Below are 14,418 nucleotides of genomic sequence, written 5' to 3' on the forward strand. Positions count from 1 at the left end.
GTTGTCTTCTCCAGAAAAATTGATTGGCTTCAGGCGCCGGTCTGCCAGCCGTGCGCCTTGTCCCAGACCGCCTGCACGCCGCTGCCCGCGCCGTCCACCACGTGGTAGCGGTCGTAGGGCGCGGCCGTCATGCAGGCGTGGTGCGGCAGCACGCGCACGCGGGCGCCCAGGGGCAGCGCGCGGAACATGGCCTGTGCGTCGTCGTCGCCTTCACAGGCGATCAGCCCGTGCTCCTGATGCAGTTCGGCCACGCACAGGCCGGGCAGCGGCACCGTGCCGTCGGCCCGGCACACCAGCCCGAAGCCCAGGCCGGCGCGGAACTCGGCCGCCGACTGGTCCTTCGACAGCGCGAGCGCGCCGGCATCGATCAGCACGCGGCGCGAGCGCGGGTTGTGGCCGATCACGGTGGCCAGCACCGACAGCGCGATCTCGTCCACGCCGCAGATGCCGCGCGCCGCCTGGTCCAGGTCGAAGAAGGTGTAGACGCCGGGGCGCATCTCGGTGACGCCTTCGAGCGACTGCGCGCACACGGCCGTGGGCGTGGAGCCCACGCTCACCACCTCGACCGGGATGCCGACCGCGCGCAGCCGCTCGGCCGCATGCACGGCGCCGGCGCGTTCGGCCTCGGCGATGGCGCGGATCGCCGTGCCGCCCTGCACGTGGTAGCTGTGGCCCGCATGTGTGAGCACGCCGGCCAGCGCCAGCGACTCGCTGCGCTGCACCTCGCGCGCGAGCGAGAGCAGGCCGTCGTCGCGCGGGCCGACCCCGCCGCGGCCGCCGCCCGTGTCGATCTCCAGCAGCACGCGAAAGCTCGCACCCAGCGCCCGCGCGCGGGCACCGGCCGCCTGCACCGCCTCGACCGAATCGGCCAGCAGCGTCACGCGCGCGCCGTGCGTGCGCTGGATGTCGTGCAGCGCCTCGATCTTGTTCGCGTCGATGCCCACGGCGTAGGTCAGGTCGGTGAAGCCGTGGCGCGCGAAGTAGGCGGCCTCGGCCACGGTCGACACCGTGAGCCCGCCGGCCTGCCCGCGCGTGGCGCGCCGCGCCACTTCGGCCGACTTGGCGGTCTTCAGGTGCGGGCGCAGCGCCACGCCGTGGCGCGCCGCGCGCTGCGCCATCGCCTCGCAGTTGCGTTCGAGCACGCCGACATCGAGCAGCAGCGCGGGCGTGGTGAGTTCGGCCAGGGGCGTCATCGGCCGGTTCCGGAGGCGACCTGCGCCATCACGGCGTCGATTTCCTCGGCCACGCGCTGAACCAGCGGCGCCAGCAGCACCAGCGTCATGTGCGCGGCGCCTTCGATGCAGGCCAGGCGGCGTTGCGTCGACAGCGCCGCATGCGCTTCCTGGAACTCGGGCCAGCGCTGCTGCACCGCGGCGATCGCGGGGTCGGCACCGGCCGGCAGCGGCTGCTGCTTCGCCCACAGCACGGCCAGCGGACGCGAGCCGAAGTCGGGCGACGCGGCCGCCTGGCGCGCGACGTGCGGCAGGCCGCGCACCTCGGCCACCATGGTGTCGAGCGCTTCGGGCGTGTAGGTCGCCTTCATCTGGCGCAGCACCTGCGGCATGTCGGCGAACAGGGCCTCGATGGGCGCCTGCTCCGGCGGCGGCGGGCCGCCGGCCTGGAAGTCCGCGCGCTTGACGCGCTCGGCCGCGAACTGCGATTCGGGCGGATGCTCGTACATCGCGAACTGGTCGGGGTGGCTGGCGTCGAGCATCACCACGCCTGCGACCTGTTGCGGGTACAGGCCCGCGTAGACGCGGTTCAGCAGGCCGCCGAGCGAATGGCCGACGAGCACGATCGGTCCCGTCACGCCGGCCGCTGCGAGCAACGCATGCAGGCGGTGCGCGGTGCGCTCGCCGTCGAAGGGTGCGTCGTCGGCTTCGCTCCAGCCCATGCCGGCGCGGTCGTAGCTGATCACCGGGTGCTTGGCCGCCAGCGCCTGCTGCAGGCGCGCGTAGGTCGGCGAGGCGCAGCCGCCGCCGGCTTCGATCACGAGCGTGGGCTGCGCGGCGCTGGCCGGCACGGGGCCGCTGCGCTGCAGGTGCATGGCGCGGCCGTCGATGGTGTACAGCTCGCCGGGCGCGGCCATGTGGTACGGGCGACCGGGTTGCTCCACGCGCGGCCAGTAGTCCAGGTCGCGCACGCGGTACGGCAGGTTGGCGAAGTCGGTGCTCAGCGAGGCCGGCGTCGACACGTACAGCACCGACTTGGCCAGGGGCCCGAACTCCGCGTGGAAGTGCTGCGCCGACTTCACGATGACCAGCTTCTTGGCCGTGAGGTCGATGCCCAGGCCCGTGAAGAGGTCGGCGCCGATGACCTGGTTGCGCTTGCTGATGAGCACGATGTCCACGCCGTCGGCGGCCTGCACCCACACGCACGGGCCCATGGGCGTGCGCACGCCCGACAGGCCGCCCTGCGAATGCGCCTCCACCACGTTCATCACGGTCACGTGCAGGTCGATCGGGTCGCCCGAGGCCGGGCCGCACTTGCCGCCCAGGCGCAGCTCGAAGCTCGCGCCCACGCCCGCGTCGCGGCACAGCTGCACCGCGCCCAGGTCCCACACGCCGCCGAAGGCCACGTCGCCGATGCCGCGCTCGACCACGGCGCGCAGCATGAAGGTGCTGTCGCTGGTGGCGCCGCCGCCAGGGTTGTCGGCGGTGTCGGCGATGACGACGGGGCCGCCCTGCACGGCCATGGCCTTGGCGAGCGTCTCCTCGATCGAGAGCGAGGGCACGCCGGTCTCGTGGCGCAGGTCCCAGAAGCCGCGGCCGAGTTCTTCGGCGAGCTTCGCGGCCAGCGCGGGGTCGTTGTCGGTCACCACCCAGAGCTTGGCGCCCGACTCGGGCACGTCGGCCCAGGGGAAGCCATGGCCCAGCGACACCGAGAGCACGCCCGGCAGCTTTTCGGCGTCCTGCATGCGGCGCACGAAGCCAGCCATCGGCTCGCGCGTGGTGTGCCACTTGCCGACCATGCGGCAGTCGTGCACGGCCGTCACGGGCTTCACGCGGCCCTGCGCGGTGTCGACCACGATGCGGATCAGCTCGGTCAGGCGCTCGAACGCATCGGTGTGCGGATATTCCTTGTAGCAAATGATCGCGTCGGCCGTGTTCAGCATCTTCTGCGTGAAGTGGCAGTGCAGGTCGAGCGAGACGCCGATGGGCACGTTCGGCCCGACGATCTCGCGCACGCGCGTGATCACGTCGCCTTCGCAGTCGTCGTAGCCGTCGGCCACCATCGCGCCGTGCAGCACGAGGATCACGCCGTCGACCGGGCCGGCCTTGCGCAGGTCGTCCAGGATCTCGTCGCGCAGGCGCTCGTACACGCTGCGCACGGTGCGCCCCAGCGGCTGCGCGAAGGCCAGCAGGCTCTCGACCGTTTCATGGCCTTCGGCGGCGAGCTGCCGGCGCACTTCCACCGCGTACAGGCCGTAGCCGGTCGCGTCGCGCGTGCTGGCGTCGCCGCGGAAGATGCCGTATTCCTCGTAGCTGCCCAGGCCGGTGGGGGCCGAGACGAAGGTGTTGGTTTCGGTGGCGAACAGGGTGGTGAAGAACTTCATGCGCGGGGCTCCTGGCGGGCAAGGTGGATGTTTCGCGAGCGCGTCGTGGCAAACAGCAGTCCCACGACCCGGCCGCCCTTGCGCTCCACGTTGAGAACCGATTTGCCCAGCTGGGCCAGCACCGGGTCAACCGAGGCGAGCGTGGCCACATCGGCCGACAGCGGCGTCAGCACGCACGCGTGCTGGCCGTGGCGGCCCTGCACCGTGAGCTGCAACCGGCCGTCCACCAACACCATCCGCGCGGTGGCGTCGAGGTCGGGGCTGATGTAGTCGCCGCACAGTTCGTCGGCGAGCGAGGCGGCATCGGGCGCGGTCTCGGGCAGGCGCTCGAAGCGGCGCGGCTGGCCGCCTTCGTGCAGCACGAAGGCATCGGGTGCGCGTTGCGGGTCGATGTCGGCGGTGTCGATCACGAGGTCGTTCGTCGGCAGGTCCTGCAGGCCCAGCCACAGCGTGCCGTCGCCCTGGTTCAGGGGCCTGGCCTCGCCGGCCTGCCACGACAGCGCCAGCTTGCCGGCCACGTCCGCAAAGCCCAGCAGGCCGCCCGTGGAGGGGGCGTGGTAGCGCTGGCCGGGCAGCGCGGGGAAGGCGCTGGCCAGCGGGCGCACCTCGGGCGGCGCGAGCGCGTCGCCCAGCAGCAGCTCGATCACCTTGAGGGCCAACGCCGACGGCGACACGGGCGCGCCGTTCACCATGGCGATGATGTCCAGCCCGTGGCTGGGCACGCTGATCATCTGCGACTGCGCGCCGAGCACGGCGCCCGCGTGGTGCACGATCTCGACGCCGCGGTACGGGTGGCGCGCCAGGCCGAAGCCGTAGTTCACCTGGGAGCCCGACGACAGCGTGGTCGGCGCCGACAGCAGCGCCCAGCTCTTCGCGCTGCCCACGATCTTCTCGCTGCCGTGCATGTGGGCGAGCCAGCGCAGCATGTCGTCCGCCGTCGACACCAGCGAGCCGCCGCCGTCGAGTTCGCACGGGTACAGGCCGCGGCGCCAGCCGCCGCCGGGCGCGGGCATGTACAGGCCGGCCATGCCGGGGACCACGTCCAGGTCGGTCACCACCGACGAGGTGTCGGCCATGCCCAGCGGGTCGAACAGGCGCGCCTTCAGGAAGTCGTTGAAGCTCTTGCCGCTCACGCGCTCGACGATCTTGGCCAGCAGGAAGTAGCCGCCGTTGCTGTAGACCATGTGCGTGCCGGGCTCGAAGTTCAGCTCGCTCTGGCGCGCCATGGCGGGCAGGCCCGGGCCGGGCAGCGTGAACGTGAGGCCGTGCGCGATGGCCCACAGCTCGTCGTGGCCGCGCCAGCCGCTGGTGTGCGTGAGCAGGTGGCGCAGCGTGGGGCCGTTGGCGCTGAGCTGCGGCAGCTCGGGCAGGTATTTCTGCACCGGGTCTTCCACGTCGAGCAGGCCGTCTTCGGCCAGCAGCAGCACGGCCATCGCCGTGAAGTGCTTGCTGGTGGAGGCGATGCGCATGCGCGTGGTCGGCGTGAGGGCCACGCCCATCTCCAGGCTGGCCATGCCGACGGCGCGGCGGTACAGCAGGCGGCCATGCTGTGCGACGGCCAGCACCAGGCCGGGCGCATCGCTGCGGTTCAGGGGCGCCACCAGCGCGTCGATGGCGGCCAGTGCGGAGGCGGTGTCAGGAAGAGAGGCTGAAGGGTGTGGTTGTGACATGGAGGAACAACGAACGATGAAAGGGGGGAGCGGGATCTCGACGCGGCAGGCTCAGTTCGGCTTCGCTTCGCGCATCAGGCGAACGAACGGGCCTTCGGCGGCGCGCAGCACCATGGCGCCCAGGCTGCCGCCGACCAGCGTGGTCACGACGATGGACACCGCCAGCCCGTTGGGCATCGACTTGAGGGCGTCCGACAACATGCCCACCACCAGCGGACCCACCACGCCGAAGGGCAGGCTGGCCAGCGTGAGCATGGCGATGGTGCGGGCGCGCAGGTGCGGCGGCGCCGCGTCCTGCAGCACGTTGGGCAGCAGCACCGCGCTGCCGATGAGCGGCACCACCAAGAGGCCCAGCAGCGCGAAGTTGTGGTTGGCCGAACTCGTGAACAGCAGCAGCGTCGACATCAGCGCCGCCGAGAGATTGCCCAGCATGATCAGGCGCAGCGCCGCGGCCGGCCCCATGCGCGGCTGCACGTAGCGCATCGACAGCACGCCCAGCAGGCCGCCGGCCACCGTGCCGCACAGGAAGGCCAGGCCCATGCCCTGCCCCATCTGCACCGGCGTGACGCCGTAGGTGCGCGCCGTGAGGATCGGCAGCCAGGTGCCCAGCGAGCTCAGGCCCACGCTGGTCAGGCCCACGCCGACCACCAGGCCCACGAAGGTGCGCCAGTGCCGGCGCAGGTGCTGGCGCAGGGTCGTGGCGCCCGGCGCGTCGGCGGCCGGTGCCCCGGGCTTGGCCTTGACTTCCTGTACGCCGCCGCGCGGCGTGCGCCGGATCGACAACACCAGCAGCGTCACCGGAATGCCGGCGCTGGCCAGCACGAAGAAGGTCAGGCGCCAGGCTTCGAGCTGCTGCATCGCGACCGGCAGCCAGGGCCGCAGGTCGTCGGTGAGGTGCACGATGGTGCCGCCCAGCAGCGCGCCCAGCGCACTGCCGAAGATGGCCGACAGCGCGAACACCGCATTCGCCAGCACCCGCTGCGCCCGCGGGAACAGGTCGGGGATCATGCTGTTGGTGATGGGCGTGAGGCCCGCCTCGCCCACGCCCAGGCCGACCGAGGCGACGAACAGCACGCCGTAGTCCATGGCCGTGCCGCGCATGGCGGTGGCGGCGCTCCACAGCACCACGCAGGCCGCGAGCACCACGCGCCGGTCGTAGCGGTCGCTGAGCCAGCCCAGCGGCAAGGTGGCGATGCCGGTGAACAGCACGATGCCCGCGCCCTGCAGCAGCCCGAGCTGCGTGTCAGAGAGCGACAGCGTCTGGCGGATCGGCTCCGTCAGCAGCGTGAGGATGACCTTGTCGATCGAGCCCAGCACCGTCGCGATGATGAGCACCGCCAGCGCATACCAGGCGCTGGTGGGCGCCTTGCGGGTCGTTTCCAGGGCCGCAGGGGCGGCCGCATCCAGCGGCATCGGTGCCGCGAACGGTGGGAGGCCCGACATGTCAGAACGGAACGTTGACGTTCACGCCGATGGTGCGCGCGGGCACGAGCGCCGCGGTCACCAGGTTCGGGTTCGCGTTGAGTCCGGTTTCGATCGACACGATGCCGCGCTTGTTCGTCAGGTTGCGCACGTAGGCCGAGACGCTGAAGCGCTTGAAGTCGATGCCCGCCTGCAGGTCGACCAGCGTGTAGGCCGGCATGTTGATGCTCGGAATGACCGTGCTGCCGCGGTAGCCCGCATCGCGCTTTCCGGTGTAGCGCGCGCTGATGCCGACGTAGGCCGGGTGGTCGGCCAGGCTGAAGTTGCGCGTCACGCCCAGCGTGGCGGCAAAGCGCGGCGTGTGCGGCAGGCGCGCGCCGGCCTTGGCGCCCAGGCCCTTGGCATCCTCGGTCAGGCGCGCATCGACGGCCGCGGCATTGGCGGTGAAGCGCCATTCCTTGCTGGGCTTCCAGTTGAGCGTGACCTCGCTGCCCTTGATGCGGGCCGCGCCCGCGTTGGTGACGAACACGAAGGCGCCGCTGCGCGTGGGCTGCTGCACGCCGGTCCACTCGATGTCGTACAGCGCCGCCTCCAGCGACAGCGTGCGGTCCAGCAGGTCGGCCTTGTAGCCCAGCTCGTAGCTCCACAGCGAGTCGGAGTTGTACATCGGCTGCACCACGTTGCGGTCGGTGTCGGCCTTGAGCACATTGGGACCGCCGGGGCGGTAGCCGCTGGCCGCGCGGAAGTACATGGTGCTCGTGTCCGACAGCGTGTACTTGGCCGCAGCCAGGTAGGTGGTCGGGCTTTCCGACGAGGTGCCGGCGGCACTGGCGGCGACCGACCCGACGAGCTGGCCGGTCTGGCGGCTGGCGTACTTCTGGTTGTTGCGCGCCAGGCGCACGCCGCCGGTGAGCGAGAACTTGGGCGTCACGTTCCAGGTGACGTCGCCGTAGGCCGCCTCCTCGCGGTAGCGCGAGGACTGCGTCGAGGTCAGCAGGCCGAGGCTGCGGCCCCCGATCAGGTTGGCGTCCATGACGCCGTTGTTGCTGCCGCGTTCGCGGTTCAGGTACAGGCCCGCCAGCCACTCGATGGTGGTGCCCGAGCGCGAGGTCAGGCGGAACTCCTGGCTGACGCGGTGCTGCTCCACGGCGCTGTTCACCGGCACCGAGGCCACCGGCAGGCGCAGCGCGCTCAGCAGCGGCCCGTAGCGGCCGGTGACGTCGACGGTGTTGTTGATCTTCACGTCCTGCGCGGAGGTGATCGAATTCAGGCGGGCCCAGCCGAAGTCGTATTCCACGTCCAGCCCGAACAGCTGCGTGAGGTTGCTGTACGACTCGTTGGCCGACAGCTGGCGCGTGCGCTCCCGCGTCCAGGGGCGCAGCGTGCGCTGGTCCATGTCCTCGAAGCCCAGGCCCTTGCGATGCACGTCCTGCACGGTGCCCGTGAGGCGCACCGTGAGTTCGCGCGTGGGCGTGAGCAGCAGCGAGACCCGGCCGCCGTCGGTGTGGCCGCGGTCGATGTTGCGCCCGCGCGCCAGGCCCGTGGCGTCGTAGCTGCCGCCGAACTGGTCGGTGAAGGCAGCGAAGCGCACGGCCGCCACGTCTTCCTTGAGCGGCACGTTGAGCACCGCGCCGGTCGTGAAGCCCGGACCGCCGCCCTGCGTCCACGAGGTGCCCAGCTTCACCGAGCCCGCGAACTCCATGGTGTCGGGCTGGTTGGTCACGTACTTGAGCACGCCGCTCATGGCGCCCGCGCCGTACAGCGTGCCCTGCGGGCCGCGCAGCACCTCGATGTGGCTCAGGTCGAGCATGCCCATGTCCAGCGGCGTGTTGCCACCGCTCGCGCCGGCCGAGCTCATGCCGGTGGCCACGTCGTCCACGTACACGCCCACGGTCGCGATGCCCTGCACCGGGCCGGTGGTCAGCCCGCGCATGGTGAGCGTGCCGCCCACGCTGCCGCTGCTGGTGAGGTTCACGCCCGGCTGCTCGGCCACGTAGTCGGCCAGGTTCTTGGCGCCCGCGCGCTCCAGCGCCTGCGCCTTCATCACGTTGACCTGCATCGGGATCTCGCGCACCGGCTCGCGGCGGCGCGTGGCGGTGATGGTGACGCTGTCGAGCGACTGCGGTGCCTCGTCGGCCTGCGGCTTGGCAGCAGCGGCGGCCGTGTAGATCACGATGGCGCCGTCGTCACCGCGGCGCGTCTGCAGCGGCGTGCCTTCGAGCAGCCGCGCCAGCGCGTCCTGCGGCGACAGCGCGCCCTTCACGCCGCGCGTGGCCACGCCCTTCACGTCGTCGACCTTGTAGAGCAGCTGCACGCCACCCTGCGCGATGTAGGCGTCGAGCGCGGTCTTGAGATCGCCGCCGCTCACGTCGAAGCCCTGCGGCGGGGTCTGCGTCTGTGCGTGCGCGGCCATGCCGCTGGCCAGCGCCCACGCGCCGCCGATGACCCAGGGGCGCAGCGCGCCGTACGTTCGCTTCTTCTTCTGGGGCGGCAGGCCGGTGCGGGGCGCGGTGCGATTCATTGTGTGTGTCTCCAGCGTGGTTATTTGTTTGGGTACCCACTGAGACGAATGCCCCGTCACATTCCGGTAATTTACGGATTCGAAATTCTGATTTCGTTGCCGCTCTCATGCGCGGCAAGGCCGAAGCCCTGCTTGAGAAGCCCCACGAAGCCGCTCATGTTGTTCGCATCGAAGCTGCCGCCGATGCGCACCTGCGCGATGACCGGGTCGGCGATCACCAGCTTGCGCAGGTTGTAGCGGTTGAACTGCGCGGCCGCGTCGCCCAGCGTGGTCTGGTCGAACACGAGCTTTCCTTCGCGCCAGCTGAGTTCGTCGTCGACCTGCTTGGGTGCCTTGGACATCACGAGCACGTTGTCGGCATGCGTGACCGCGGCCTGGTTGCGCGTGAGCACGGTGGGCTCTGCGCTTCGGGCATCGGGCTTGGCCGCGGCGATCTGCACGCGCCCTTCCTCCACCGTCACGTTCACCTGCTCGCCCTGGCGCCGCACGAGAAAGCGCGTGCCCAGCACGGTGATGCGGCGGTCGCCGGCGATGACCACGAAGGGATGGTTCTTGTCGTGCGCGATGTCGAAGTAGGCCTCGCCCGCGTCCAGCCACACCTTGCGCCCGCTGTCGTTCACGGCCGTGCGCACCTGCGTGGCGGTGTTCAGCGTGAGTTTCGAGCCGTCGGACAACGCGACCGACTGGCGCGCACCCACGGCTGTGGCGTAGTGCTGGCCGCGTTCTTCCTGCGTGTACTGCCAGCCGAGCCAGGCTGTGCCGGCGGCGGCCACGAGCACGCCGGCGGCGATGCGTTGCAGCGAGAAGCGCGACAGACGTTGAGCGGGCCGTGCGGCCTGCGGTGCAGGTGCCGGAGCCGGCGTGGGCAGGGGAATGGGAACCGCCGGCGTGCGCAGCGCGCCCAGCCGGTCGCCGCGCTCCCACGCGCTGGACAGCCGCAGCCACGCCACGCGGTGGGCGATGGAGGCGGCGATCCAGGCGTCCAGCTGCTGCTGGTCGGTGTCGGTCCAGTCGCCGCTGTCGCGGCGGGCCAGCCAGTCGGCGGCCAACGATTCGATGCGCTGCGCTTCGCTCATGGTGAGAGCCTCCGCTCGTTCTGCGCTCGCCCGAAGGCCTTGGTGTCCAGCTGCACGCCGCCCGACAGCAGGGCGTCGGCCAGGGCGCGCACGCCGCGCGAGACCTGCCGCTCGACCGTGTCCTCGGTGATGCCCAGTTGCGTGGCGACCTCGCGCTGCGAGAGCCCGTCGATCTTGCGCATCTCGACCACGCGGCGGCACTTGGAGGGCAGCGCGTCGAGCGCCGTCTGCAGCAGCCGCAGCTCGCCGCGGCCGGCGGCATGGCGTTCGGGCGTGAGCTCGTCGGCCGAGAAATCGAGCGCGTCGAGGTCGGCAATGATCTCGATGGAAACGATCTGCGCGCGCCGGGCGCGGTCGATCAGCAGGTTGCGCGCGGTGGCAAAAACGAAAGGCTTGACCTGGTCGGGCATGGATCTGGAGGCGGACTCGTAAATGCGCACGTAGACGTCCTGCCGCAGGTCGGGCACTTCGGCGTCGTCGCGCCAGTTGCGGCGAAGGAAGCGCGTGAGCGCGGCTTCCATCGGCAGCACCTCGCTGACGAACCAGGCATCCAAGTCACTGAGAACCACGAAGCGCTCCTGGAAATTGAAGGGCCGACACACAAAGCGGCAGGTCGCCGGGATTGGCGACAGACAGTGAGACGAACGGCCCGAAGATTTCCGGTAACGCGCGAAGGCCCGCCGGCGAAATTTCCTTGAATTCCCATGCCCGGCGGCGGACCCGGAAATTCTAGAAGGCCGGGCCCGAGGGCTTTTCCCCCTTGCCCCGTTACCGGAAAGTGCGCTCGAACTCGTCTCACCGGGGGCAGAAGAAAAACCAATTCGCGGAAAACAGACCGACATGATTCGAATCCGGAGGCAGCCCCCCACCTTCCTTGCCCTCTTGCTCACCCGCCCCCGCCTTGCCCTCGTGGCCGCCGCCGGCCTGCTGGCGACGGGGCTGGCCTGCGCCCACGCGCGGGAGTTCGACGTGAAGGGCGGCGAGCTGCGGCCCGCGCTCGACGCCTACATCGCGCAGTCGGGCGTGCAGCTCATCTACAAGATGGAAGACGTCAAGGACCTCTCGACCCGGGGCATCAGGGGAAAGATCGCCGCCGACGCGGCGCTGGAGCGCCTGCTCGACGGCACGCGCCTGCGCGTGCGGCGCGGACAGGACGGCGCGATGGTGCTCATCGCGCCGGCCCGCTCGCCCGCGGCCGCCCGATCGGAGCCGCCGCCGCGCGTCGAGTAATACGATTGGTTTCCCTCGCGCACCTGCGCAACACTCCGGCCCCCAGGAACCCCGCGAGATGCACCGCAATGGCGCGCATTTCTCGCACTTTCTGACACACTAGCTGCGCAACGCGCGAAGGGTGTGTGCCGTGCCCCCCTGGCCGGCCCGGCCGGTGGTCCCCGCCGCTTCGCTGCACCGCCCGCACGACGCCCATGAAACTCTTCGCGACCGCGAAACGCCGCATCAGCCTGAACACGCGCCTCAGCGTCGGCGTTGCGGCCGTCGTGCTGGCCACCACCTTCGTCATCGCCACGGTGGCGCTGCACCTGGTCAAGAGCCGCATGCAGGCCTCGATCGCCAACGAGGAGTTCGCGCGGCTGTCGGCCATCGCGAGCGCGGTGGAGCAGAAGTTCGCCAGCCGGCGCATCCTGCTGAAGACGATCGCCGAGAGCGTGGGCTCGCACGGCATCACGAACGCCGCGCCGCTGCAGGCCTTTCTCGAGAAGCACCAGTCCCTGCGGGCGGCGTTCGACAACGTCGCCTTCCTGGACACGGACGGCGAGCTGGTCGCCAACCTGAACGGCGCGCGACAGATCGGCAAGGTGAACGTGAAGGACCGCGCGTACTTCAAGGACACGGTCGCCGCGCGCACGGGCGTGATCTCCGAGCCTTACCGCAACCGGCTCAACGGCCTGGCGCAGGTCGCCATCACCGAGCCGGTGCTCGATGCGGCCGGCCGGGTGCTGTTCGTGATCTCGGGCTCCATCAACCTGAAGGACCGCAACATCCTGGGCGAACTGGCCGACGTGCGCTTCGGCCAGACGGGCTACGTGTTCATCACCACCGCCGACGGCATCGTGATCGACCACCCGCTGGCCGACCGCGTGCTCAAGCAGGCCAACATGGCCATGGCCGACGACGCGCCCGACCTGGACCGCGCGATCGGCGGCTTCGAAGGCACCATCGAAGGCGTGAACCATGCGGGCGTGCCCGGCCTGTACGCCTTCAAGCGCATCCGCCAGGCCGACTGGATCATGGGCTCGATGTACCCGCGCCACGAGGCCTTTGCCCGCATCGACGCCATCGAGCGCACCGCGTGGATCGGCGCCATCGTGCTGGCGCTGCTGGCCGGCGCGCTCGCGCTGGCCGTGGTGCGCCAGCAGCTGCGCCCGCTCACCGGGCTGCACCGCCACATGCTCGACGCCCACGCGGCGCCCGCGCAAACGGCCGTGGCGCGCACCTACCCGGACGACGAGATCGGCGACCTCTCGCGCACCTTCGACCGGCTCATGCAGCAGCACCAGGCCAGCGAGAAGTTCCTGCGCGACATCACCGACAACCTGCCGGCCATGATCTCGCACGCCGACGCGCAGGGCCGCTACACCTTCGTGAATGCGCGGCTGTGCGAGGAGCTGGGCTACAGCGCCGAGGAGCTGGTGGGCCAGCCCGTGCAGAGCATGAGCGGCCTGCACGACGACCCGACGCTCGAGCACAACCTGCGGCGCGTGCTGGCCGGCGAGGCCGTGTCCTTCGAGCGTCGCGGCGCCGCGCACCGCGACGAGGAAGAGCACTTCTTCCAGACCGACTTCATCCCCGAGCTCGACGCGCAGGGGCGGGTGTGCGGCTACTACGCGATGACCTTCGACATCACGCAGCGCAAGCACATCGAGCTCGAGCTGGCGCACAGCGAGGCGCAGATCCGCACCATCGCCGACAACATTCCCGCGCTGGTCTCGCACGTCGACGCCGCGCTGTACTACACCTTCGTCAATGCCAAGGTGCGCGCGCTGCACCACGGCCAGCCGCTGGTCGGCCAGTGGATGCCGGCGGTGCGGGGCGCGGCCGATTTCGCGGTGGTGCGGCCCCACATGGAGCGCGCGCTGGCGGGCGAGACGGTGATCGTCGAGAAGGCCGGCGACGCGGCGCTGGGCATCGGCGACCGCACCTTCAAGGCCCACTACATTCCCGACCAGGACGCCGAGGGCATGGTGCACGGCGTGTTCGCGATGACCTTCGACATCACCGACGAAGTGAACATCCGCCGCGCCCTCACGCAGCAGGAAAAGCGCCTGCGCGACGTGACCGACAACATCCCCGCGCTGGTCGCCTACTTCGACCGCGACGAGAACTGCCTGTACGGCAACAGCCGCGCGCGGCGCATGGCGGGCCTGGACGAGCGCGCGCCGCTGGACGGCGTGACGCTGCGCTCGGCCGTGGGCGAAGCGGTGTACGTGCAGCACACGCCCCACCTGCCCACGGTGCTCGCCGGCAGGGCCACGCAGTACCCGGTGCAGGTGCCGATCGATGACCGGGAGGCGCACTTCCAGGTGAACCTGATTCCCGACAAGGACCTGGCGGGCCACACGGCGGGCTTCTACCTCATGACCTTCAACGTCACGGCGCTGAAGGAGGCCGAGCGCAAGCTCATCGAGCTGGCGCGCATGGACGTGCTGACCGGCCTGCCGAACCGCCTGGCCTTCAACGAGCAGCTGCCCGCGGCGATGTCGCGCGTGCGCCGCGCCGAAGGCGGCATGGCGCTGATGTTCCTGGACATCGACCACTTCAAGGCCATCAACGACACGCTCGGCCATTCCACCGGCGATGGCGTGCTGGCCGAGTACGCGCGCCGCCTGCGCGCCAGCGTGCGCGAGACCGACACCGTGGTGCGCCTGGCCGGCGACGAGTTCGTGATCGTGCTGGAGAACGTGCACTCGCAGGACGCCGTGGCGGGCGTGGCGCACAAGATCGTCTCGCAGATCGCGGCGCCGGCGTTCCCCGTGGAAGGCCGGCGGCTGGACGTCACCACCAGCATCGGCATCGTGTTCGTCGAGACGGTCGATGCCACCGTCGGTGCCGGCGAACTGCTCGCGCGGGCGGACACGGCGCTCTACGCGGCCAAGTCGCAGGGCCGCAACCGTTTCGCGTTTTACCGTTAGCGTCGGCACACCCGCCGCGCCCCCA

At 70.7% G+C, this 14,418-nt stretch carries 9 protein-coding genes; 2 read left to right on the top strand and 7 right to left on the bottom strand.

The genetic code is table 11. The features are described from left to right. Nucleotides 1-29: 29 nt before the first annotated feature. The 7 genes from ACAM42_RS26635 to ACAM42_RS26665 form a co-directional block, all read right to left on the bottom strand. Nucleotides 30-1,193: an alanine racemase gene (locus ACAM42_RS26635; RefSeq protein ID WP_369629928.1), complete on the bottom strand. Its 1,164-nt coding sequence runs from the start codon at nucleotides 1,191-1,193 to the stop codon at nucleotides 30-32. Beyond that, nucleotides 1,190-3,556 carry an alpha/beta fold hydrolase gene (locus ACAM42_RS26640; RefSeq protein WP_369629929.1) on the bottom strand — a complete coding sequence of 789 codons (2,367 nt, stop codon included), beginning with the start codon at nucleotides 3,554-3,556 and terminating at the stop codon, nucleotides 1,190-1,192. The genes ACAM42_RS26635 and ACAM42_RS26640 overlap by 4 nt, the downstream gene beginning before the upstream one ends. Further along, nucleotides 3,553-5,226, bottom strand: a complete 1,674-nt coding sequence (locus tag ACAM42_RS26645) for a serine hydrolase domain-containing protein (protein WP_369629930.1) — start codon at nucleotides 5,224-5,226, stop codon at nucleotides 3,553-3,555. The genes ACAM42_RS26640 and ACAM42_RS26645 overlap by 4 nt, the downstream gene beginning before the upstream one ends. Before the next feature lie 51 nt (nucleotides 5,227-5,277). After that, the gene (locus ACAM42_RS26650) at nucleotides 5,278-6,669 is read right to left on the bottom strand and encodes an MFS transporter (protein WP_369629931.1); all 1,392 of its coding nucleotides are present in this window, start codon (nucleotides 6,667-6,669) and stop codon (nucleotides 5,278-5,280) included. A 1-nt stretch (nucleotide 6,670) separates the two neighbouring features. Continuing rightward, entirely contained in the window at nucleotides 6,671-9,169 is a 2,499-nt protein-coding gene (locus tag ACAM42_RS26655) for a TonB-dependent receptor (protein ID WP_369629932.1), read from the bottom strand. Nucleotides 9,170-9,240: 71 nt separating this feature from the next. After that, entirely contained in the window at nucleotides 9,241-10,245 is a 1,005-nt protein-coding gene (locus ACAM42_RS26660; RefSeq protein WP_095746602.1) for a FecR domain-containing protein, read from the bottom strand. Next, complete coding sequence (locus tag ACAM42_RS26665) at nucleotides 10,242-10,814, bottom strand: RNA polymerase sigma factor (protein ID WP_223301388.1); 573 nt, start codon at nucleotides 10,812-10,814, stop codon at nucleotides 10,242-10,244. The genes ACAM42_RS26660 and ACAM42_RS26665 overlap by 4 nt, the downstream gene beginning before the upstream one ends. 313 nt (nucleotides 10,815-11,127) lie before the next feature. On the opposite strand from ACAM42_RS26665, the gene ACAM42_RS26670 reads away from it, so the two are divergent. Both ACAM42_RS26670 and ACAM42_RS26675 read left to right on the top strand, forming a co-directional pair. After that, nucleotides 11,128-11,475, top strand: coding sequence for an STN domain-containing protein (locus tag ACAM42_RS26670; RefSeq protein ID WP_062477274.1), 348 nt, complete (start codon nucleotides 11,128-11,130; stop codon nucleotides 11,473-11,475). A 194-nt stretch (nucleotides 11,476-11,669) separates the two neighbouring features. Continuing rightward, the gene (locus ACAM42_RS26675) at nucleotides 11,670-14,393 is read left to right on the top strand and encodes a diguanylate cyclase (RefSeq protein WP_369629933.1); all 2,724 of its coding nucleotides are present in this window, start codon (nucleotides 11,670-11,672) and stop codon (nucleotides 14,391-14,393) included. Nucleotides 14,394-14,418: the final 25 nt, after the last annotated feature.

The organism is Variovorax sp. V35 (genome assembly GCF_041154465.1).
In the GTDB taxonomy this organism is placed as follows: domain Bacteria; phylum Pseudomonadota; class Gammaproteobacteria; order Burkholderiales; family Burkholderiaceae_C; genus Variovorax; species Variovorax boronicumulans.

Excerpts from the sequence above, each read along its gene's own strand:
- ACAM42_RS26635 (WP_369629928.1), bottom strand. The coding sequence starts at position 1,193 with ATGACGCCCCTGGCCGAACTCACCACGCCCGCGCTGCTGCTCGATGTC.
- ACAM42_RS26640 (WP_369629929.1), bottom strand. The coding sequence starts at position 3,556 with ATGAAGTTCTTCACCACCCTGTTCGCCACCGAAACCAACACCTTCGTC.
- ACAM42_RS26645 (WP_369629930.1), bottom strand. The coding sequence starts at position 5,226 with ATGTCACAACCACACCCTTCAGCCTCTCTTCCTGACACCGCCTCCGCA.
- ACAM42_RS26650 (WP_369629931.1), bottom strand. The coding sequence starts at position 6,669 with ATGTCGGGCCTCCCACCGTTCGCGGCACCGATGCCGCTGGATGCGGCC.
- ACAM42_RS26655 (WP_369629932.1), bottom strand. The coding sequence starts at position 9,169 with ATGAATCGCACCGCGCCCCGCACCGGCCTGCCGCCCCAGAAGAAGAAG.
- ACAM42_RS26660 (WP_095746602.1), bottom strand. The coding sequence starts at position 10,245 with ATGAGCGAAGCGCAGCGCATCGAATCGTTGGCCGCCGACTGGCTGGCC.
- ACAM42_RS26675 (WP_369629933.1), top strand. The coding sequence starts at position 11,670 with ATGAAACTCTTCGCGACCGCGAAACGCCGCATCAGCCTGAACACGCGC.